Here is a 21,184-nt window from a genome sequence, read left to right on the forward strand (position 1 = left end):
TACTTCCGGCCGGAGCGAGAGTTAGCCGGGTCGGACTTTCACCGACGGAAAGATCGTGCCTTGCAAGGCACACACAATAATGTCTGCGAAAGAGCCATCAAAACGGTGGTCATGGGCAGAAAATCGTGGCTCTTCGCCGGTTCACGGATGGCAGGAGAGCGTGCGGCCCGGATAATGGGTCTGCTGGAAACGGCTAAGCTCAATGGTCTGGAGCCTCATGCGTGGCTGACGGATGTCCTGAACAGACTGCCGTCATGGCCCGAAGATCGTCTTGAGGAACTGCTGCCACTGCCGGGGTTCACCTTCTCAGCTTAAGGGGCATGCTGCTGACCGGGAAGAGGCCGAGACCCACCTGGTGACCTGCCTGTCCTCCGGCAACTCCCGACGTCAGGACTTGCACGCCTGACACCGAAAACAGCAAGGACCCGCTCACACGGGGCTTCAGCGCCGTGAAAAACCCGACTCAGTACTCGCCGCCCATACCGCCATTCCCCTGGTCAGTACTTCAACGCCCGCCACGAACTCCCTACTCAGTACTTCAGCACCCGACCGGATTACCCTGGTTCGGCTAACAGGCTGCAACCGGCGCGTCAAGATGAGATGCCCGGAACGTCACCATCCAGTGGCCGATTCTGCCATTCGACAACCAGTTCCATGACGGCATCAGTGACCTTAGAGACCAGTGCAGGCGAGACATCGGCGTCATACAACTCTTTGAACGCGGCGGCGATTTCGCGGGTGGTCATCCCTTTGGCGTACAACGATAAAATCTGATTATCCATCCCGGTGATCCGGGTCTGGTTTTTCTTCACCATCAGAGGTTCAAAGGAACCATCACGATCGCGCGGTGTACGTAGTTCCAGCGGGCCATCGCCAGTGATAACAGTCTTTTGGGTATAGCCATTGCGGGTGTTGGTTCCCGGTTTTGGCTGATTTTTATCGTAGCCGAGGTGATGGGTCATTTCGGCATTGAGCGCTGCCTCGACGCTGATTTTCTTCAGCAACCGATCGAACTGATTGGGATCCTCAGGGGTTTTGAGATTTTTGGCCAGTTCATTAGCCAACGCCTGCAATTGTTTTTCGTCCATAAATTGACCTTCATTTGATGTTGAATTGAACATATCAAATTCAGGCATTTACACAATTTCGTTTACAGTCTCCTGACACAGTAAATTAGCAGGAGCCCGCGCACTACGGGGCTTCAGCGCAGTGCAAACCTACTCAGTACTTCAACGCCTGCCGGCGTTTATCCCTCTCAGGACTTCAACACCCGCCCCACGTCACCTCTGTTGCCTGAGCAGGTTACGATCGCCGCGTCAAGATGACTTCACCGGATGTTCACGTACAAACGCCGTTCCTCCTTAATTCATCGCAGGAGTAATCACCATGGTGCGCTGCAAAGTCCCCGGAAAGCCATCCACACTTCACCCTACATCCCCCCGTCCCGGTCTCCGGGCGCGCTGGCTGGTTTCTGCTTCCCCGGATTTAATTTCAGGGGGCATATTTTAAGGTATTAACAGAAGATTACAAAAAACGGTTTTATATACACGGAAGCATTCCGACAAGGAGCCTGTGATTTTTACAGTAAAACGCATTTATTTAACCAGGAATATTTTAATGTAATGTATTGTCTGACCGCTTTTTATAATGAGAAACGACAGTGACCTGCAGGGGCATATGAATATATGCCCCTGCAGGTAAAAATATCCTGGTGTTTATTCCACGACACCACAGGCAAAGCGGGCGCCCCCTCCCCCCAGCTTCGCCGGAGTGTCAGAGTAATTATCTCCGCCTGCATGGATCATCAGTGAATGCCCCTTCAGTTCCGACAGTGACTTCAGGCGGGGAGCCAGCAGTTCGTAGGTCGCGGTTCCGTCAGCATTGACCACCAGTCCGGGTAAATCGCCCAGATGCCCTTTATCATTATAAGGACCAAGATGCCTGCCTGTTTTCTCCGGATCAAGATGCCCGCCGGCCTGTAGTGCCGGAACCTCTTTTCCGTTTTCAAGACCCGGCAGGCAACTTGGGTTAGTATGCACATGGAAACCATGTATCCCGGGAACAAGACCTGACAGATGTGGCTGAAACAATAAACCATAAGGTGTTTCGGTTACTGTTATCTCCCCGAGCGCCTTTCCTGTCCCCGTAGGTAACGCCTCGTTCATCATAATGTTCATTGAAGCAGCAGAAGCCACTCCGGCGACAAATAATCCGGCAAATGCCAGTACACTGATTCCTCTCTTCATTTATTCCTCCTTTCCACACAAAGTTCATGATTAATGTTTTCAGCATGACAATTCCATTACATATTTGTAATACTCTGTGTTGGCCCGGTCGTTAATAAATAACTCTTTTGTTTTTTTCAGTCAGTCAGGAACCCAAAAAGGAATCACCTGTTAAATTGGCAGATAAACCTGCAATATTCAATCACTGAACCACCGTGGTTTCCTGCGCGATTACATTATTTCCCGGAACTGAAAATGACAGATGAAATGATAATGAACGGGATGATCAAAGACCCTGTGTCAGTTCAGCCCTGTATTGCGCAGTAAATCCGCCCCCGGGGCCTGCAGCATCACCACACCGGTAACAGTTCATCCTTCTCCGGTACCATAAACGGACTGCGCTGCATATCCTCACTGAACCGGGTACCGGACAGCAGTTCCCGTAACCGGTTCCGCATTCCCAGCTTTACCAGTAACCGGTATTTGTCCTGCCAGATTTGCTTCTCCCGCGCATTCAGCTTTCCGCACAGCGATGACAGCCTTCCCCGTCCACGGTAAACCTCCTGAAGCAGACGCAACTGGGCCGGGCTCACTCTGCATGCCAGCATCTCCCGGTGCATCAGATGGTCCATACAGTTTATCAGCCGCTTCGGACTGTTAAATATCGGTGGCACTTCCATAAAGCCCGTCACCGGGGCCGGTGATAACAAAAAGGCGTCCAGCCCTCCCGTCACCCTCAGACGTGCCCCGCCGGACCACTGTTCTCCCCGCCGCACCCGGATAAGTATTTCCTCCAGCGCCTGCTCCGCCAGTGCCGGGATGCCCCCGTACACCTTCAGTACCACCCGGTCACTGAAAAGCAGCTCATCGCTGATGACCATCACCGGGTGCTCCGGTAGCGTCCGCCGCAGGGCATAGAACAAAAAGAGATGTTCACGGGGACGCAGACACAGTATCAGTATGGCCTCCGGTTTCCGGCGCAGATGCTGTAACAGCGCTGGCAGCCTGTATGTGCTTTCACAGTCGCTGCCCGGCAGCAATATCCGGACCAGGTGGGCCACGGCAGTCGTCGCCGGCCAGCAGTCACCATGCACAATGACCTGCCGGACCGGCATCCGGTTATGTTCCGTCATCCTCATCCTCCTTCTTTTTCAGGATTTTCCCGGCATTTCTGTTACTGCACAGCCGGTTCCACAGTTCATTTGCCATCGAACTGTCACCGTTACCGACACGGCGTTTTGATACCGGTGGCGGCCCGGCCTTTTCACGACGCGTGGACGGGGTGGGACTGTCAAGAACCCGGATAACATAAATTTCATAGCGCAGGGCTTTATTGGGCAGGGTCTGGTGACGGCAGACGCTGACCACCCGTGATGTTTTGCTTCGCAGGTAGGCAATCAGGTAGCTGGCCCGTCTGGCCGTGATGTGAAACGCCTCTGATATCTGGTTACGCTGAACCCAGCCCTGCTGCAGCAGGCACCAGTGTGCCACGATGATATACAGGGGCTCGCCGGCATACTGGCGGACACTTTCCGGAATAAAGCAGGCATCGTGGTTGGTCTGGCCGGGATAATGAATATCGTTACCCGGGGGGAGGTACAGCTTTTTTGCGTGTGTGTTATCAGGACACATAAAAACCTCGTCATCATAATTAACGAAAAAAGAAAGGCCTGAGGTATCATTAAATATTATTAATATGTTTATTGTTTTTATGGCGGTATTCAGCCGGCGGGGATTATTATTCTCTCCACCGGAAATAATCAGTAATATTCAACCTTAACGAGAACCTGTGCGTTGTAACTTCCGGTTTTTACCGGTTCTCCTGTGGCGGACAGGTCGACGATATATGTTTTTTGAGCATTAAAATTTCCATTACTGAATTCACCCAGTTTATTGCCAGGTAGTGACTCGGTATCAGGTGAAATGATTGCACCAAACTTAATCGGGTTAGAATACTGGTCAGTTATTTTCAGTTTCAGGCCATTTTTTATGTCTGTGCCCTGCTTATACAGAAGAATGGAATTCCCTGAAATAGCTCCTCCACCCTGCAGTGTAAAAGAGACCTTTAACGGGAGGTCCAGATGATATGTCTGCTGCGTCCCTGACAGGGTGGGAGTATAGCCGCCAAGGAGATTTCCGAGGTTTCCGCTATTACAGCTTTTGTTTGCATCTGCAGTGACAACAAAGCTATCTCTCCGGGAAAAAGAACTGTCCACATCTGTTGTCATTACCGGTCCAAAGTTAATGTTATTTTTATCCAGTTTGAACGTCACAAAACATGTCGGGACATACTGTAATCTTATTGCCGGAGAAATCAGAGCTGGACCATTGAGTTTATTATAATAAGGTTCCAGTCTGAAAGCAGTCAGCGCTGGTATCGCATAAAACCCGGGGCTGGTACTTTGTGATGAATCTCTTGACAGGGTTGCATTGATGGTCATCGTTCTCTCACCGGTACCACCCTTATAAGGCTCGCCGATCTCTACATATTCAGAGGATATCCCCCCCCCCGGTGAGGGAAAAGTCCAGTAACCTACGGCCCCCCCGGAGCTGTCAGTAATCGTCATTTTCAGTGTCAGCCCAAGAGATTCCAGTGATTTAACTAAAATATTCACATCGGAAAGAGAGACTATAGACACTGTGCGTGTCTTATTGTCCGGTACGCTGCATTTATACTTAACTGTGACCGACGGGATGGGAGGAATATTGGTCTGACCGGGCTGAATAGTGACAGAGGCCGGCAGCTTTAGTTGTATATTTCCCTGGCTATTGTTCAAGTCCGTACATTGCGCTGTATCCGGAACAGACTCTGCCGCGCTGGCAAATCCCGGCAACATGACAGAACAGTGCAGCGCCAGACATAAAAACCACCGTCCGGACCGGAGCAGCCGGCATAACGTATTCCTGCCGCCACGTCTCCTGTTTTCTCCGTACATCACCTTATTCATTGATACGCTCCTGATAAGTACATCTTCCTGACGTGCAGATGAAGCGGTTCATCCGCAGCCCGCCATAGTCATCCACATTGCCCACCATTATCTGGCCAGTTCCGGCAGGCAGGACGGCATTCACCGGCAGCGATGAAAACGGGGCCACCATCGTGCCTTCCTTAAAGCCCGCCAGTTTCTGTTTCGGACTTTGTCCCAGCCAGACAAGCGTGATGTAATACGGCGTCGGATTCTTCAGCGTCAGCGACCCGCCGGCGGACTGTACCAGCAGCATCTTCTCCGGCGAGGCGTTCCCCTCCGCCGCCAGCGTGGCCGGGCGCAGGAACAGCTTCAGCTGGCTCTGGGTGGCAAGCTGCAGGATATTTTTGTTTTTGTCCTCCGGCGCCGGCGGAATTTCCCTGACGTTGAAATAAAACAGGCTCTCCCGGTCGGTCGGCAGTGGTGCGGCACCACTGTTCTGCACCCGCATAATCCTGACCCGGGATTTTTTCCCCGCATCGATGCGCTGCAGTGGCGGCAGTGCTATCAGGACATTCGTTGCTTTTCCCTTGCTGTCCTCCACCCATGACTGCGCCAGATAGGGGGCGTCGGGACTTTCGTTACTCAGCCCGACGGAGACGGCTTTTGCATCGCTGCTCATGATGATACGGGTGCGGTCAACATTGATGGCCGCCTGGCTGGTACAGGGGCCGGCAAGGGTAAGTACCAGGCCGGCAATGAGCACCGCTGTCTGTCTGTTGTTCACCTTTTCTCTCCGTAAAAATACTGTTGTACGTCTGCTGTGTGTGGCACACCTGTCGCAGGCCGTTACCGGCAGGGAAGCAGCAGGGCTCCCTGGCTGAGGTTCGCGTTTTCCGGCAGGGACAGCCGGCACTGCGGCCTGCCGCCCCATGTCACGACCAGAGCATTCCGCTCTGAAGCATCAATGCCCGTCAGGTAGACCAGCCCGTTATCACCCGCCATCCCCGCCGTTTTACCGGTTTTCTCCGACACGACCTGCGCGCCGAATGGCGGACTTGTGCCGTCAGCCAGCCGGATATGCCCGTATATCTGTTCTCCCTGGCTGGTCCGGATATGCCGGTAACCGACGGCCCCTTCCGTCAGTACCTGGCTGACCACCGGGTCAGTCACATCCACGCCGTCCGGCAACGCGGACACATCCACGGAGACGTCGCCCGGGCGATAGCTGCTGCCCGCGCTCACCACGGCCACCCCGAAGTGGTTGGTCACGCCGCTGTTGCCGTTAACCGGCACTCCGGACACGTCTCCGGTATCAATCATCATCCGCGGCTCATTCCCGGCCATTGACTGGCTGAACGCAGCGCCATGTGCCGTGGCGGTCAGTGAGCCATACCAGTTCAGCCCCAGACTGCGGTACTGACCGGGCTGCAGGGTGGCATCCGCGCTGGCCTGGCCCCACGGCAGACGGCTCTGGATACTCCCGCTGAAGCTGTCACTGCTGTTGCTGTCATACCGGTTATGGCCGGCGCTGATATTCCATGAGGTATCCGGGTTATGGAAATCGCTGTAATTCACGGTCTGCAGCATACTGCCCTGGTTATCCTTCTGCAGGCTGTAACTCACCTGGCGACTGTCCCCCCAGGGGACACTGACCTGGAAATAAACCTGGTTTTGTGTCCGGTTGTACGCCGACTGATTACGGGACAGTGACAGTGACAGGTTAATGCCGTGTACGGGCCCCATATTCATCGACTTACTGAGCGACAGGGTCCAGTTATTGTTTGAATCAGCATTCCAGTAACTGAGACGGCTCAGGGAAAGCGAGGCATTCATGTTCAGGGCTGACAGATACTGATTCCAGCTTACGGAGTAGCTCTGCTTTTCATCCTGAAGATACTCCCCGTCATACACGGAACGCGCCAGATACTCCTGCAGGGACAGAAAATGCCGGTCAGAGAAACGGTATCCGACGAACGCCAGCGTGCTGCCGGTACTGTTAAACGTTTTGGTGTAGTTAACCCGGTAGCTGTAACCGGTCTGTCGTGGCGTGGAGGCTGAAGGCAGCCGCGCATCCGAGCGGGTGACATCCACCGATACCGCGCCGAAGAGCCCCATGTTCTGCGCCGCGCCCAGCGCGACGGACTGGTAATCACCGGTGGAGGCAATCACGCCGCCGTACAGCGAGGTGTTGTTAAATGCTCCCCAGGTGGCCTCGCCGAGCAGAAAGTCGGGACTGACCGTGCTGTTGTTATGCGTCCCGCCGTACAGCGGACGTCCGGCGGCCACCTTGTAGCGAACCTGTCCCTGACGGGCCATAAAAGGCACGCTGGCCGTGTTGACCTGCCAGGTCCGGACGCTGCCGTCGCTTTCGCGCACCGTCACGTCAAGATTGCCGCTGATGTTCTGGCTCAGGTCCGGCAGTACGAACGGTCCGGGAGACACCCGGGTCTGGTACAGAACGCGGCCGTTCTGGCTGACGGTCACCTGCGCATTACTGTTCGCAATGCCGCTGATTTGCGGGGCATATCCCTGCAGGGAGGACGGCAGCATGCGCTCATCGCTGGCCAGGGTGAGTCCGGCAAAGCGGAAGGAGTCAAAAATGGCGGAGCTGAGATACGTCTGGCCCAGCGTCAGTTTCGAGCGCAGTGAGGGCAGCGCCCGGAACAGATACGTCTGCGGCAGGTAAAAATCAGACTGCACGCTGCCGTTTCCGCTGTCATAGCGGTTGTACTGGTAATCGCTGCGCAGGCGCCAGGCGCCGAGGTTAAACCCGGCGGTGCCGTACAGACTGTAACTGGTGGAGGTCTCACCCTGATGCGGCATGTACCGGTTGGCCATCAGGTTATAGTCCAGCAGGGCCGCCGTGACGCCCTCGCTCCAGCGGGCCGGGGGCACCCAGTCCGGGTCCTGGTATTCCATCCACGCCTGGGGCAGGGTGACGGACAGGGACTGGTTGTCCGGTGAATACTGTACTTTGCTGTCCGCTGTGCTCAGGTTAAGGCACTGACCGTCCGTCCCTTCGACCGGGACAAGCTGACGGCGGCTCTCCTCTTTCAGCCCGAGCATGTCTGTCAGTGCCGGGGTGATGCAGAAGCGTGAGCGACCGTTGCCGGTCTCCACCACCCTGACGCTGTACTGGCTGCGGATGAGTCTGTCGTTCAGGTAAATATCAAGCAGGTAATCTCCCGGCGCAACGTAGCCATCCCGGCTGAAGGCGGATAAATCCACGCTGCTGTGGTCACTGTTTTTAAGAAAACCGGCGCTGAACTGTGTCGCCCCTGCCGGTAACGTCAGTATATTCAGGGTAATCAGCAGTGCCAGCCGGGTCAGTTTCATGGTATGAGTCGCTATCCGTATGACAAGAATGAATTTAAATTAATGTCCGACACAGCCGATATGAGTCCGTGAAATATCGGTCTGTTACTGAAAAAGGCAAATAAAACAGTTCCGGCATCCATGCATACCTGGTGAATGAACAGCGAAACTGTTTATTACTGTCTGAAATAAATACCGGCCTGCGGACCGTATCAGAAATATTTCAGTTTATAGGTGACTGTGGCGCCGACAGCGCCCTGGGAGGCTGCTCCGCCAACGGTTATCATACGAGCAAAGAAATGCAGCTTATTGGTTGCCGAAGAGGTATCCAGCGGAATATCACCTTCTGTAGGTGTCGTCTTGCTCAGGTCCACAGGATTAATGCCATCACCTTTCAGGAGCTGAATAGCTACATTAGCGGCAGGGGAGATTGCGGTATTTGCTATTTCTCCTTTAGTCAAATTGCCGCCCGGTGGGGTCATAACACCAGGGAATGTTACGGCCACTTTTGAATAGTTGGTGGCCCCCTGCCCAGGTGTTTTTCCCAGATCCTCAAATGAACATTCGGTCAGGGTGATGGTGACTGGCGTCAGGTCGGAAGTGCTGTCTGTACTGCTAAGTTTTTTTGCAGGCACCTGACCCAGGTCCACTTTGATGTTCTGGCTGTCCGGCGCAATGCTGCACGGCGCATTAATGACTGAGCCACTGAAGGTCATTGTCCCTCCGCCAGCGTCAGTGGTGGGAATATCACCAGCAGCAAAAGCCGGAGTGGCGCACATCATACCGGCAGCCGCCATGGCAAGTATTATTTTATTACGCATAGATAATATGTCCTTTGAGCAAATTAGAATTACTTTGCAAAGGCTGAAAACAGGTCTGAGGGTATTAATGAGAAACGCTCAGAAAAAATACGTATTAATAAACGTCCGGGGTTAAACGAGGTTTCTGAACCTTTCAAAGAAATCCAGTGCTCTCAGTCGATGCGTGAGGAGTTATAAGAAAAATCCTATATAAACTAAATTGATTATTATTGATCGATACGATCGATAATAATCATCGTAATTTAAGAGTAATACTCAAAGAAATATTTTTTAATATAACTATTATCCTGATATATATGCCTCTGCTTACTATTCATCACGCTGATGTAATGCTTATTAGAAACACTTTGAAATATATTAAATGAGATGCATTCCCGAATTTATTGATAAAAATATTTCAGGATATAATCCTGTAAAAAACACTGGAAATGACATTAAACAGGGGTGTGGTTCTTTTTATTGCTGACTAATGAATTAACATTCTTAATAAGCAGAGGTGTGAAAATCAGAAGGGGTTATCGGCAGACGACATAAATCAGAGGGTAAAATCTGTTTTTTAATTTGTGATAAAAGTCACAAGTCAGTTTCCATTATCTGAGCAATGCCCGGATAGCTGCTACAGCCAGCAACATAACCGACGATGCTGCAGACCTGCCACGCAGTTCATACAGGAGAACATAATAAAGACCGGGTGCTATCGTGACAGGTACCGCCCATGAGGGATGTCCGTCCAAGGTTTAATGACGGTTTTTTACTGCCGGCAGGAGCTGCCTTGTGATTGCTCTGATGTTTTTTATGCTCTCCTGTAAGGGTCCAGGAAATCGTCCGCACCCCCTTACTGCTTTACATCATTGGCGCTGACACGGTCACACCAGACCAGAATGTGCACCGGCCTCAAAACTCCGCAATGACCACACTCAATACTTCAGTGCCTGCCAGCGTTTCCTTCGCTCAGGACTTCAATCCCCGACCAGGAGGCTCCGGGTAGCCCGAGTGGGTCACAATCGTTACGTCAGGATAAGATGCCTGCCCCGCCCCCACACACGCCCTGCCTTATTGTTAATTGATTGATTATATCGATCGATACGATCTGCATATTAATTTGATATGGGTATTCTGCATACATTTGAATACGCCCTGAGAATCAGAATGTTCCGGAATTCCTTTAAATAAGGAATAGGGTTTCTTTTGTGTTTTATTTCTGCATTTGCAGGATTCCGGTGTTTTTTTGGGGCGAAATAAAAATAAACCTGCCCTGTCTTTTTTATGAGGCGACAGGTCTGTTTTCGCTCGCCTGAAGAAAACATAGCCACGTTCTGGTTTTCTGTTTACGTGTTAGTGGGTGAAAGCGTGCGGATTAATACCAGTCAGTATTTTTCTGTATCTGCTTTTCTCATTATGTAAAATTGCAGAGGAAATAATTAAATATGGCAGTGGAAAATAAATTCAAACTTAATGTTATAGCCGCATCAGTATTGATGGGGCTCAGCCTGTCTGCTGTGGCAGGAGTACTCCCGGAAAACACTAAAGGGAAAGAGGAAGTAGTGGCGCCCGCGCCTGTAACCCTTGCGGAGGCGGTGAAGGACATTAACCCAACAAAGGTCACATTCACACCAGGAGACTCTGAGGCTAATCCATCTCAGACAGGTAGTTTAGACGACCTCCTTGCGTACATGGCTGATGAGCACCATTCTCGCGATGAGGTCACCACATCTGTCCGGTATGCACACGGCCTGTTGTTTACAGCATATAACACTGAAAAAGATGGAGAGAAAAAGGCAACCGCGCTGCAACACCTTGTTGCCTTTAACAGAGCCGCCGCGCAAGAAATGGTGAAGACTGATACCGATGCGTTGACCAAAGCCATGAGTGCTCAGGAGAGTGCAATCAGTCAAGCCCGGGATAACATCAGTCAGGCGCAGCAGGGGCTGTCTGACGCTGACAGTAAAGCTAAGGTTGCATATAACACGGCGATAACTGATTTTCTGAAACTATCTTCTGAGGACCAGGCTAAGAAACCAAAACAAAGTGAACTCATGGCGGCACTGGTAAAAAATAATGTGCTGAAATCGGGCGTCACCGATTTCGGTAAAATACAACAACAAGGTGGTGGCTTCAAAACCTATGATGAACTTGTTAAGGAAGCCAACACGACTCCTGACAATAATATCCTGGAAAGTCATAAGAATCTTATTGAGCAACAGAATACTCTGAAGAGTACGCTGACTACTAATGTCTCTCCCCTCCGTGAGAATCTCGCCCAAAGCATGACGAATCTCGCCAACAGTATGCCATTCTACACTCCTGAAGAGCAGGACGGCACCGGCGGTGCCCGGGAAACCTATCTGAATGCGCTAACGGCCATTCGCAAAGCAGCAACCGATGCAGACAGCCAGAGCAAAGCCGAGGATGCCGGACGGGTCACGCATATTCTCGGTAGTCTGAGCAGTAAGGAGTTACAGGAATTTGACCCGCTTACCGGTGAATATAAGTCCGTTATTCTTAACGCTGATGGTAAGGGCATGAAGGACAGCTTCACCGCGAAAGACCTGTACACCGGTACGAAGGACAATCCGTTCACCACCACTGTTCTGGATATCCGCGCCCTTGAGCTGGGTAATGGCAAGCTGTCTGACCCCAACACCATCACCGTGGGTGAAGCCGGAACCAAAGACAAGAAAGCCACACCGATTGAGATATGGGCAAAGACTGCCGGAAAAGCAGATTCAGCCAAACCGGCAGTTAAACTGTCCGGTGACCTGAGAACGGCCACCGCTCAGCTGGATGAAAGTGGTAATCCGGTGGAGGGTCAGGTTGTCCGTGGCGCTGACCAGATTCATCTGCAGAACGTCAATATCCACAACAGCTTCACGCTGGCTGACAAAGCGAAGATGATGGCAGATGATATGGCTGCGATTAACCAGCAGGCCAAAGATAAACTTGCAGCGGGTCAGCTTGCTACAAAAGTCGAGACCTCGCGGACAGAGCAGACTACTGCACTGAACACTGAATACGACAACCTTAAACTGACCGGCCTGCAGATTGACACCAGAACCGTCAATCCGTCGCTTGAACTTACCAGCAATGATACGGCAGGGACGTTTGTAAATAATGCCGCGACTGTGGCACCGACGGACGCCAACATTCTGCTGGATAACCTGAATATCACCCTGCAGAACGACAGTGTGGGGGGGACATCGACAGCGATTGCCCTGTCCGGAACCGGTAACCATATTCAGGCCAACGGTGGTGTGTTTGATGCGGGCAGTGTGACGGGCACTGATGCACAGGCAAATGCACTTAACATCACTGGCGCAAATAACCTCGTTGATTTTAATGGTTCCGTACTGAAGGGTGATATTCGCTCATCAGTCGCAGGTAGCACCGTTAACCTGACAGGCGGCAGCCTGACCGGTGATGTCCAGACTGACTCAAATAGCTTCAGCCTTAATCTGGACGGCAATACCTGGACCGGTGGAACAGGCTCTTCATCCGCTGTCGATGTCAGCCTGAGCAACAACTCCGTCTGGAATGTTACCGGTGGTTCATCAACAAACATCCTGGCGCTGAATGGCAACAACACGCTTAACCTCGTTTCCTCCACAGGTGGTCTGGCGCAACTGGGTGGACATGGTTTTGCAGGAACGAAATCAGGTGTCACCCTGAAGGTTGACACCGACCTGACCAGTGATGGTAAGGGCGTGACCTCCGTTCTGGCAGGCACTTACTCGCCGGATAATCTTCACAGTCTGACAAATACCGGTCTGGCCGGGGGTTATCAGTTTGGCACCCTGGATGTGAAGGGTCTGGCGACCGGCGGTAAGTATGCCCTGTCACTGGAAAGCGCCGGTGCTGAGCCGTACACCATCGGTGGCCGTCTGGCTGATGGCCCTGACGCAACCCGTGCTCATGATTTTGTGTCATACATGACGTCTGAAAGCCGCGTCGTCACGGGCCAGGAGGGAAAACCCGTTACTCAGACTGTTACATCTGACGCCGACTTCACCAGCCTGAGCGCACCGGCTGAGCTGGGTGTGTACCAGTACGCCGCTGAGAAAGTGATGGACGGGGTGAACAACCGTACGAACATCTACTACCGCAGCACCGGTCAGCTGTCCAACAGTGCCGCCACCGTGGTTTCTCTGGCGGCAGCGCCGGTTGATGTGGCTAACCTGGCGTCAGACACTCTGGCGAAACACATGAACAGCGTGCGTCATGGTAAGGATTCCGGCGTGTGGGTGTCTTACTTCGGTGGTGAAAACCGTAACACCACGGCATCAGGACCGGAATACAAACTGAATACCAGTGGCGTTATGCTGGGTGCCGACACCCTGACGGAAAACAACTGGCTGGCGGGTGTGGCGGTGTCTTCTGCACGTTCAGATATGAGCGTAATGAACAGCAGCGGTGACCTGAACAGCTACGGTGCGCAGTTCTACATGTCCCGTCGTTATGACAGCGGCGTGTTTGTGGACAGTGCGCTGCAGTTTAACCACTTCAGCAATACGGCAAAAGCCCGTATGACTGATGGTCAGCAGGCGAAAGCGGACTTCAGCGGTAACAGCTACGGCCTTGAAGCTAAGGTGGGTTACGCCTGGAACAGCGAAGGTTTCTTTGCGGAGCCGTATGTCCGTGCAGCGGCGCGTGCCTTTGACGGTGAGCATTATGCCCTGTCCAACGGTATGACCGTGAACAGCAACGACTATAAGTCCATGCTGGGTGAAGTGGGTGCCGACCTGGGTTACCAGTATGCCATCAGTGGCGGTTATGTGAAGCCATACCTGCACCTCGCTGCGCTTAACGAGTTTGCTGACGGCAACTCTGTCCGCGTGAACAACGTTTCGCTGGATGACAGTGTGAAGGGGGCCGCCTTCCAGGCCGGTCTGGGTGCTGAAGTGAAGGTGACGGATAACCTGGGTGGGTATGCAGCCTTTGATTACACGAAGGGTGATAACACCGAGCGTCCGTGGCAGGCCACTGTGGGTGTGAACTACACCTGGTAATGGCGGATTACGCAGAAAAACTGTGAAATCATGAAGCCATAAAACGAGGGAGCCGTCTCCGGCTCCCTCTTATGAGGGGATTCGCGATACGTATTCCGTCTGTCCGTGATGGCAGTGCCGGAAATGCCACCGGTAATGTAACGAAAGTACAGAAGGCAGAAACAAACGCAGGTTCATTATTATATGAATAATATCTGACGTGTTTCATTCATTTCTGCAGAGTCCGGAATGTTGTTCCGCCGGTACAGGCTGTGCATAAATGAACAGATGAGAAAATAAAAGAAAACAGATAACCAGTTCTTTTAACATAAAAGAATTACAGCCGGCATTAATTGTGCTTATCCCGCCTGATATTACGCATGCTCCTGGTGCGGGGAGAACGGCAAAGGGAGGGTTTATGAGAAAGATTTATATTTATGGTGACAACCCGGAGGTTATCACGGTGATGCGTGAGGGATTAAAAGACCTCCTGTGTAAATCCGGGTATTACAGTGAAAAGGCTGAACCGGTGTTTGGTTATGCTGGTGTTATTCAGAATGCGGGAGAGCTTCTGGAGCGGGTACAGAAATCCATTCTGCCCCCGGTGGTGTTACTGAATATTCAGCCCGGCAGAAATATTCTGTTATTACAGGCGCTGAGGGAAATCCGTGAAGGGGTGGGAATTGCCGTGTTCAGTCCTGAAATCATATACCCGGACAGAATTGTGGCCAGGTGGTTTAACTGCACGCTGAATCAGGATACGGATGTGGCAGAGGGCGATATGGGACGATATCTGCTCCATGCGGTGAGAAAGGGCCTCATGAAGTACCGCAGAAAGACAGACTGTACCCGGGTCGGGCAACTGATACCGGAACTGGCCCGGCATATGACGGAGACGGTGAAGGAGCTGGATTACATACTGCATATCTCGTTGTTGTCGGAGTCGCTGACCAGAAAGGAAAGGACGATGCTGTCGTATATCCGTGAAGGGAGGTCAGTGGAACAGACAGCGGCATTAACGAAAGCGGGGAGGAACGCCGTGGGAGGATGGTACAGGAACCTGTGTGAGCGGCTGACCCTGCAGTATGGCGGGGAGGACCTGGCGGAAAACTTCAGGCTGTCACCGGAAAGACAGAACAATCCGTTCAGGATACCGGGCGGTACATGGCGGAGAAACGCCACTCAGCAGACAGAAGGGATATTCTGAATGAAACAGAAAGACAGGTCCGTCAGCGGGCCGGTTACCCGGATAAGGTATACGACCGGAGCGAAACTGTTTATCGGTGGTATTTATTTCGGGATAATTTTTCTTGTGGTTCTGCTTATTTACATGATGAGGAACCCGTATTAACAGAGTCAGAATACAGGAACAGGTATTATTCAGGGAAAGGGAGTCAGGGTCCGTTAAAAATTAATTATAAACCACTGCAACTTTTTGCCGCAACGCTGCCTCGTTAGCGGCTTTTTTTTGTAAAATAAAGTGTCCTTAACCACGTAAAGGATAATGTACCGGGCGTTAATACGCGATCGTAACTAATTAATTATATTGTTCTTATTTTTTATTTTGTGAAAATCATCACAATTAATGTTTTTAAAACGTTGTTTTAGGTTCATCATGAACTTATTAAAAGGAAATAAAAAGTAATGAAATATTTTGACGACATTCAGTGGAGAGCTGATGAAAAGCGCAATTGAACGTCGTATGGACATTGCGAATCTGGTCGGCGTGAAAGGTAAGGTCAGTGTTGGCGAACTTATAGACTATTTTTGTGTGTCCGGGGCAACTATTCGCACTGACTTACGTTTTCTGGAGTCAATGGGACACATTGTCCGCTCTAACGGTTATGTCCTTTTAAACAAAGGAGTCATTGCCAGTTTTTCAGCGGAATCCCGAAGTCGTAAAGGTTCTGTAGCCGCAGGGCATGAACAGGATGTTGCCGTATCGGCAGAAGAGAGTAATAAAGCCCTGTCTGATTCAAACGGCGACGGATGGGAGCAGAAGCTGACGGAGATAACAGGCAGCCTGGAACAATCATTGTTCATTGGTGCCGGAGCGTTAACCCGACATTGGGCACAAATTCAAAAATGGGATTCAGGAGTAATACTGACAAATGATATCCAGTTAGTAACCTCCCGGTTATTCCCTGCGTCTAAAATGACGGTGATTATGCCCGGAGGCATTGTTAACAGTGAAGAAATGATGTTTGAGGGTGGCAAAACAGAAGAAAATTTAAAAGAATACCGGGTAGAAAACGCAATTATCGAGGTTGATAATTTTGTTCCCGAAGAAGGTTTTTTTGCGGCCCATGAAAATGATGTAAGGTTCTTAAGAACATTACGTACTATTGCGAAAAAACTTATACTTATTGTACGAAATGAGAATCTGTCACAAACCGCCAATTTCTGGATTGGCGATGCAGACTTCGCTGAACACTTTATTTACGCCTCAAAAATAAAGAGTCTCTGATTTTCAGGTAAATACAGTATGGAGTAATATGAATTATTTCATGCTGTAGCTATAGCTTTATCATTTAAGACCATCACTGGAGAGCATGAAAAAGCGTGGGGCAGTGCGATTGATACCACCATGACGAATACCTGTTCGCAACGCTGAGTTGAGGTTTAATGCCGGTTATTTTACTACCGTCAGAGGCGAGCTGGTAGTTGCCCCGGGGTTAATGAGATGGTCCCCACCACCCTGTAAACGATACAGTAACAGGGTATATTCTTTCCGGAGAAATCATCATGCAAAACGTTACGCTTATTGGTATCGATCTCGGCAAGCATTCCTTCCACGTCCATTGCCAGGATAAATCAGGCAAGGCATTACTGCGCAAAAAGTTTACCCGCACCAAACTTATTGAGTTTCTGGCCAGTTGCGCATCGGCTACCGTTGTGATGGAGGCCTGCGCCGATGCTCATTTCATGGCTCGTCGGAGAAAGCATAAAAAATCGAGGGGCAGTCGTGATTTATACCGCCCATGAGGGATACCTGTCCGCAACTTTACGTTAAGGTTTAATGACAGTTTTTTGACTGTTGACAGGGGCTATCTGGTGGTTGCCCCAGGTTTTTTTATGCTCTCCTAGACGCATCAAACGGTGATTGAATTCTAACCATCTTCTGCTGGCGCAGAAATGGTTTCAATTTCTTATACGTGAATCGCAGGTGTCGGTGGTGAAGTTCAGAGATGGCTATGAACAACGCCGCGCGGCAGGGATAAATAACGACCTGAAAAAGTACAGTGTAACAATCCGTGTTAACCGGGAGGATGGTCCGGTGTTTGAGAGCTTTTTGTCGCAGCATAACTGTGTGAAGGCGTTTTGATGGATGTCGCCTTACGGATACCGACAGATAAAGGTGGTCTGCCGGAAATGGAGCGTGAAGGTCGGGTTGCTGAAAACGATCTTCACCGCAACGTTTGAGCAGATAACAGTATGATTCATTGGTTAGCATGCTAATAAGTTGATTTTTTATATTACATCCTGAAACTTCAAATCACGATGTTACTGGTGATAGTGTCCGGAACGAATCTGCAGAAAGTGTTTACCATTTTTGTGGAAAGTTCAAAAAATGAGGAAATAAAAATGAAAAAAACAACAGTGGCATTATCAGTGGCAGCAGCAGCCGTCATGATGGCGGGTATGGCTAATGCCGCAGAGATTTATAACAAAGATGGCAATAAGCTTGACCTGTATGGAAAAGTGGATGGATTGCACTATTTTTCCAGTGATCACAGTAAGGATGGTGACCAGTCCTATATTCGTATGGGGATCAAGGGTGAAACCCAGATTAACAATCAACTGACGGGTTATGGTCAGTGGGAATACCAGGTTCAGGCGAATCAACCTGAGTCTGATAACCAGGCATGGACTCGTCTTGCATTTGCAGGTCTGAGGTTTGGGGATTATGGTTCTGTTGATTATGGGCGCAATTATGGTGTCCTGTATGACATTGGTAGCTGGACTGATGTGTTACCGGAATTTGGTGATGACAGTTATGAAGCGTCAGATAACTTCCTGACTAACAGAGCCAGTGGTGTACTGACTTATCGCAATACGGACTTTTTTGGTCTGATTAATGGACTGAATTTTGCCCTGCAATATCAGGGGAAAAATGGTGGCGCTCATGAATCCAATAATGGACGAGGCAGCATTGCTGAGCAGAACGGAGACGGGTACGGAGTTTCTGCGACATATGATTTTGGTATGGGGGTAAGTGCTGGTGCATCCTATGCCCGCTCAAAACGTACACTGGATCAGATTGCCATGGATAAATATGCTAACGGTGATACCGCTGAAGCATGGACTGGTGGTCTGAAATACGATGCCAATAATGCTTATCTGGCGGCAACCTATGCCCGTACCTATAACATGACCTATATGGGGGAAGACCTGAATAGTTTTGCGCATAAAACTAATAACTGGGAACTGGTTGGGCAGTATCAGTTCGATAATGGTTTGCGTCCTTCGCTGGCGTTCCTTCAGTCCCGTACCAGTGGTGTGAATGGACTGGGGGCGTTTGATCTTGCGAAATATATTGATGTGGGTTCATATTACTACTTCAATAAAAATATGTCCGCGTATGTTGACTATAAAATTAATCTGCTGAAAAACGATGATCCTGCAGGAATGCATACAGACAACATCGTGGCCACTGGCCTGGTTTATGAGTTCTGACAGGACTTATAAGCCTGGCAACATACAGGATATTAGGCCGTTATCCTGCATGTGCCACTGAAGTACTTTAACTTTCATTTTATATAAGCCTTTTAATTATTTACTCCTTTTTTGTTATTAATTTCGGACGCCCTGTAGCGTCCTTTTTTATGGAGGAAATATAGTGCAGGATATTCTAACCGTAAGCGTGCAGCGAGACTTGCAATTACCCACAACTTCTGCAAATTTAAAGGCACTTACTGGCTTCAACTAATGGAATAATATGGTTGAAACTCAAAGCGATACAGAATGGTTAGCTCAGGAGCTTAACGAAAGTAGTTTCAATGACCGCAGGCTCGGTCGGCGATTTCGTGAACTCATGGAGAATTTCTGGAAAAACATAGGAAGCACGATTCCGTTTGCCTGTCAGGACTGGGCTGGAACTAAAGCTGCTTACCGGTTTCTTTCAAATCCTCATGTTGATGAATATGCCATTCTGCAGGGACATTTTGAGTCCACGCGACAGCGCGTTGCAACACTAAAAAATGAAACTATATTACTGCTTCAGGATACAACAACTTTTATTTATCAAAGAGGTAATCCAGATATCATTGGGTATACCGGAACCACATCGGCATGGTGGAAGAGAAAAGATAAATCAAAAGGTAAGATCGTTAATTGTGGTATTTTGATGCACTCCAGCCTCGCTATAACCTCGCGAGGTGTGCCGTTGGGGTTATCAGCAATAAAATTCTGGACACGCAGAAAATTTAAAGGCACCAACGCCCTCAAAAGGAAAATCAATCCGACCCGCGTACCTATTGAAGAAAAAGAAAGTATCAGATGGCTTGATAGTCTGCGCCAGTCGATGACTCTGCTGCAATGCCCAGAACGTTGCGTCCACGTTGGCGACAGAGAAAGCGACATTTATGAGCTGTTTTGTTTATCCCGGGAACTTGAAACGTCATTTCTGGTAAGAACTTGTGTTGACAGACTTGCTGGCGATGGAAAGCACACTATTTCTGATGAAATGCAGAATGAGTCAGTAAAATGTATTCATAATGTTGTTCTGCGGGATGAGAATGAGAAAAGCCATGAAGTGATGTTATCCGTTCGGTGGAAAAAGATATTAGTGAGGCCTCCGATAGGTAAATCCAAACAATACCCTGATATAACTTTATTTGCCATTCATGCCAGAGAAGAAAATGAAACGCCAGGAAGGAAACCTCTTGAATGGAAACTACTTACCAATATTCCGATCGTCTATAATGAGGATGCTATCGAAAAACTCGAATGGTATGCACATCGTTGGAAAATTGAGACTTTTCATAAGGTTTTGAAATCAGGATGTAAAGCTGAAGATTCTAAACTCAGAACAGCAGAAAGGCTGAGTAAACTGATATCTTGTTTTTGCATTATAAGCTGGAGGATCTTTTGGCTGACAATGGTTAGCCGTGAGTATTCAGATATACCTGCCGGAATGGCCCTGACACAGACAGAATGTGAATTACTTGATAATGTTATCAAAGACAATAAAAAAACTGAAAATATCGCGCCCCTACAGAGGTATATTATAAAGCTTGCTCAGTTAGGCGGATATTTAGCCAGAGCCAACGATCCTCCACCAGGAAACACAGTGCTTTGGCGAGGACTACGTCGGCTTAATGACATTCTTTATGGTTTTGAACTTTCGAGAAAATAGATGTGGGTAATTGCAAGGTTCACTTATCGCTTACGGTAAATCCCGTTCGGGTTATCTGTGGTGTTATGCCAGCGGAGAAAGAAGTGGTCCACAGATAGTCAGCTTCGACTGCCAGACCGGACGTGGTCATGAACACCCTGAAAACTGGCTTCAGGGCTGGAACGGGACGCTGGTTATCGACGGTTACCAGGCTTACCGGACGATGGTGGATAAAGCTCCCGGTATTACCCTTGCCGGATGTTGGGCCCACGCCAGAAGGGGCTTCGCCGACCTGTATAAAATGAATAAAGATCAACGGGCCGCAATCGCGGTGAAAAAGATCGCCGGGTTGTACAGGCTGGAGAAAAAGATCAGCAGCCGTCCCGTAGAGAAAATCCGCCAGTGGCGACAGCGTTATGCCCGCCCGATACTGGAAGATCTATGCTCCTGGCTTGAAGAGCAGGAGCAAAGATGCCCTCCGGAAGGTGCATTACACAAAGCGATCGTCTACGCGCTGGCGCGGCGCGCGGAACTGAGTCTGTTCCTGGAGGATGGCGCTGTTCCCCTGGGTAGAGTAGAGATGTGGCGCGGTGGT

At 50.1% G+C, this 21,184-nt stretch carries 12 protein-coding genes and 5 pseudogenes; 9 read left to right on the forward strand and 8 right to left on the reverse strand.

The genetic code is table 11. The features are described 5' to 3' along the window. Positions 1 to 75: 75 nt before the first annotated feature. Positions 76 to 315 (forward strand): annotated as a pseudogene (locus tag ACLJRH_RS25615) (transposase domain-containing protein); the annotation flags it as partial. Positions 316 to 605: 290 nt separating this feature from the next. On the opposite strand, the pseudogene ACLJRH_RS25620 reads toward ACLJRH_RS25615, so the two are convergent. The 8 genes and pseudogenes from ACLJRH_RS25620 to ACLJRH_RS25655 form a co-directional block, all read right to left on the reverse strand. Next, positions 606 to 1,088: pseudogene (locus ACLJRH_RS25620) on the reverse strand (transposase); the annotation flags it as partial. A gap of 627 nt (positions 1,089 to 1,715) precedes the next feature. Then, positions 1,716 to 2,246: a superoxide dismutase [Cu-Zn] SodC gene (gene sodC, locus ACLJRH_RS25625; RefSeq protein WP_410958234.1), complete on the reverse strand. Its 531-nt coding sequence runs from the start codon at positions 2,244 to 2,246 to the stop codon at positions 1,716 to 1,718. A gap of 329 nt (positions 2,247 to 2,575) precedes the next feature. After that, complete coding sequence (locus ACLJRH_RS25630; RefSeq protein WP_410958235.1) at positions 2,576 to 3,358, reverse strand: transcriptional regulator; 783 nt, start codon at positions 3,356 to 3,358, stop codon at positions 2,576 to 2,578. After that, entirely contained in the window at positions 3,345 to 3,857 is a 513-nt protein-coding gene (locus ACLJRH_RS25635) for a CaiF/GrlA family transcriptional regulator (protein ID WP_410958236.1), read from the reverse strand. The genes ACLJRH_RS25630 and ACLJRH_RS25635 overlap by 14 nt, the downstream gene beginning before the upstream one ends. Positions 3,858 to 3,985: 128 nt before the next feature. Continuing rightward, entirely contained in the window at positions 3,986 to 5,173 is a 1,188-nt protein-coding gene (locus ACLJRH_RS25640; RefSeq protein WP_410958237.1) for a hypothetical protein, read from the reverse strand. Next, positions 5,166 to 5,918 carry a fimbria/pilus periplasmic chaperone gene (locus ACLJRH_RS25645; RefSeq protein WP_410958238.1) on the reverse strand — a complete coding sequence of 251 codons (753 nt, stop codon included), beginning with the start codon at positions 5,916 to 5,918 and terminating at the stop codon, positions 5,166 to 5,168. The genes ACLJRH_RS25640 and ACLJRH_RS25645 overlap by 8 nt, the downstream gene beginning before the upstream one ends. Before the next feature lie 62 nt (positions 5,919 to 5,980). Further along, complete coding sequence (gene stdB, locus ACLJRH_RS25650; RefSeq protein WP_410958239.1) at positions 5,981 to 8,470, reverse strand: fimbrial outer membrane usher protein StdB; 2,490 nt, start codon at positions 8,468 to 8,470, stop codon at positions 5,981 to 5,983. Between the two features lie 191 nt (positions 8,471 to 8,661). Continuing rightward, on the reverse strand, positions 8,662 to 9,270 hold the full coding sequence (locus ACLJRH_RS25655; protein ID WP_410958240.1) for a fimbrial protein: 609 nt from the start codon (positions 9,268 to 9,270) through the stop codon (positions 8,662 to 8,664). Positions 9,271 to 10,697: 1,427 nt separating this feature from the next. Between ACLJRH_RS25655 and ACLJRH_RS25660 the strand changes: the two genes are divergently transcribed. The 8 genes and pseudogenes from ACLJRH_RS25660 to ACLJRH_RS25695 all read left to right on the forward strand — a co-directional run. Further along, positions 10,698 to 14,273, forward strand: a complete 3,576-nt coding sequence (locus ACLJRH_RS25660) for an autotransporter outer membrane beta-barrel domain-containing protein (protein WP_410958241.1) — start codon at positions 10,698 to 10,700, stop codon at positions 14,271 to 14,273. 397 nt (positions 14,274 to 14,670) lie between these two features. Next, positions 14,671 to 15,459, forward strand: coding sequence for a hypothetical protein (locus ACLJRH_RS25665; protein WP_410958242.1), 789 nt, complete (start codon positions 14,671 to 14,673; stop codon positions 15,457 to 15,459). A 471-nt stretch (positions 15,460 to 15,930) separates the two neighbouring features. Further along, positions 15,931 to 16,719 (forward strand): DeoR family transcriptional regulator, encoded by a 789-nt coding sequence (locus ACLJRH_RS25670; RefSeq protein WP_410958243.1) that lies wholly within the window; start codon positions 15,931 to 15,933, stop codon positions 16,717 to 16,719. A gap of 278 nt (positions 16,720 to 16,997) precedes the next feature. Continuing rightward, positions 16,998 to 17,189 (forward strand): annotated as a pseudogene (locus tag ACLJRH_RS25675) (IS110 family transposase); the annotation flags it as partial. A gap of 184 nt (positions 17,190 to 17,373) precedes the next feature. Then, positions 17,374 to 17,691: pseudogene (locus ACLJRH_RS25680) on the forward strand (phage tail protein). A gap of 146 nt (positions 17,692 to 17,837) precedes the next feature. After that, positions 17,838 to 18,929 (forward strand): porin OmpC, encoded by a 1,092-nt coding sequence (gene ompC, locus ACLJRH_RS25685; protein ID WP_410958244.1) that lies wholly within the window; start codon positions 17,838 to 17,840, stop codon positions 18,927 to 18,929. A gap of 262 nt (positions 18,930 to 19,191) precedes the next feature. Further along, a complete protein-coding gene (locus ACLJRH_RS25690) occupies positions 19,192 to 20,610 on the forward strand; it encodes an IS4 family transposase (protein WP_410958245.1) in 1,419 nt (472 codons plus the stop codon). Positions 20,611 to 20,644: 34 nt separating this feature from the next. Then, positions 20,645 to 21,184, forward strand: a pseudogene (locus ACLJRH_RS25695) (IS66 family transposase); the annotation flags it as partial.

The organism is Salmonella sp. SAL04162 (assembly GCF_046551535.1).
Classification (GTDB): Bacteria; Pseudomonadota; Gammaproteobacteria; order Enterobacterales; family Enterobacteriaceae; genus Salmonella; species Salmonella enterica.

What these genes read in the sequence shown, in the direction of transcription:
- ACLJRH_RS25670 (WP_410958243.1), top strand. Translation starts at nt 15,931, where the DNA reads ATGAAAAGCGCAATTGAACGTCGTATGGACATTGCGAATCTGGTCGGC.
- stdB (WP_410958239.1), bottom strand. Translation starts at nt 8,470, where the DNA reads ATGAAACTGACCCGGCTGGCACTGCTGATTACCCTGAATATACTGACG.
- ACLJRH_RS25660 (WP_410958241.1), top strand. Translation starts at nt 10,698, where the DNA reads ATGGCAGTGGAAAATAAATTCAAACTTAATGTTATAGCCGCATCAGTA.
- ACLJRH_RS25665 (WP_410958242.1), top strand. Translation starts at nt 14,671, where the DNA reads ATGAGAAAGATTTATATTTATGGTGACAACCCGGAGGTTATCACGGTG.
- ACLJRH_RS25655 (WP_410958240.1), bottom strand. Translation starts at nt 9,270, where the DNA reads ATGCGTAATAAAATAATACTTGCCATGGCGGCTGCCGGTATGATGTGC.
- ACLJRH_RS25635 (WP_410958236.1), bottom strand. Translation starts at nt 3,857, where the DNA reads ATGTGTCCTGATAACACACACGCAAAAAAGCTGTACCTCCCCCCGGGT.
- ACLJRH_RS25690 (WP_410958245.1), top strand. Translation starts at nt 19,192, where the DNA reads ATGGTTGAAACTCAAAGCGATACAGAATGGTTAGCTCAGGAGCTTAAC.
- ACLJRH_RS25640 (WP_410958237.1), bottom strand. Translation starts at nt 5,173, where the DNA reads ATGAATAAGGTGATGTACGGAGAAAACAGGAGACGTGGCGGCAGGAAT.
- sodC (WP_410958234.1), bottom strand. Translation starts at nt 2,246, where the DNA reads ATGAAGAGAGGAATCAGTGTACTGGCATTTGCCGGATTATTTGTCGCC.
- ACLJRH_RS25630 (WP_410958235.1), bottom strand. Translation starts at nt 3,358, where the DNA reads ATGACGGAACATAACCGGATGCCGGTCCGGCAGGTCATTGTGCATGGT.
- ompC (WP_410958244.1), top strand. Translation starts at nt 17,838, where the DNA reads ATGAAAAAAACAACAGTGGCATTATCAGTGGCAGCAGCAGCCGTCATG.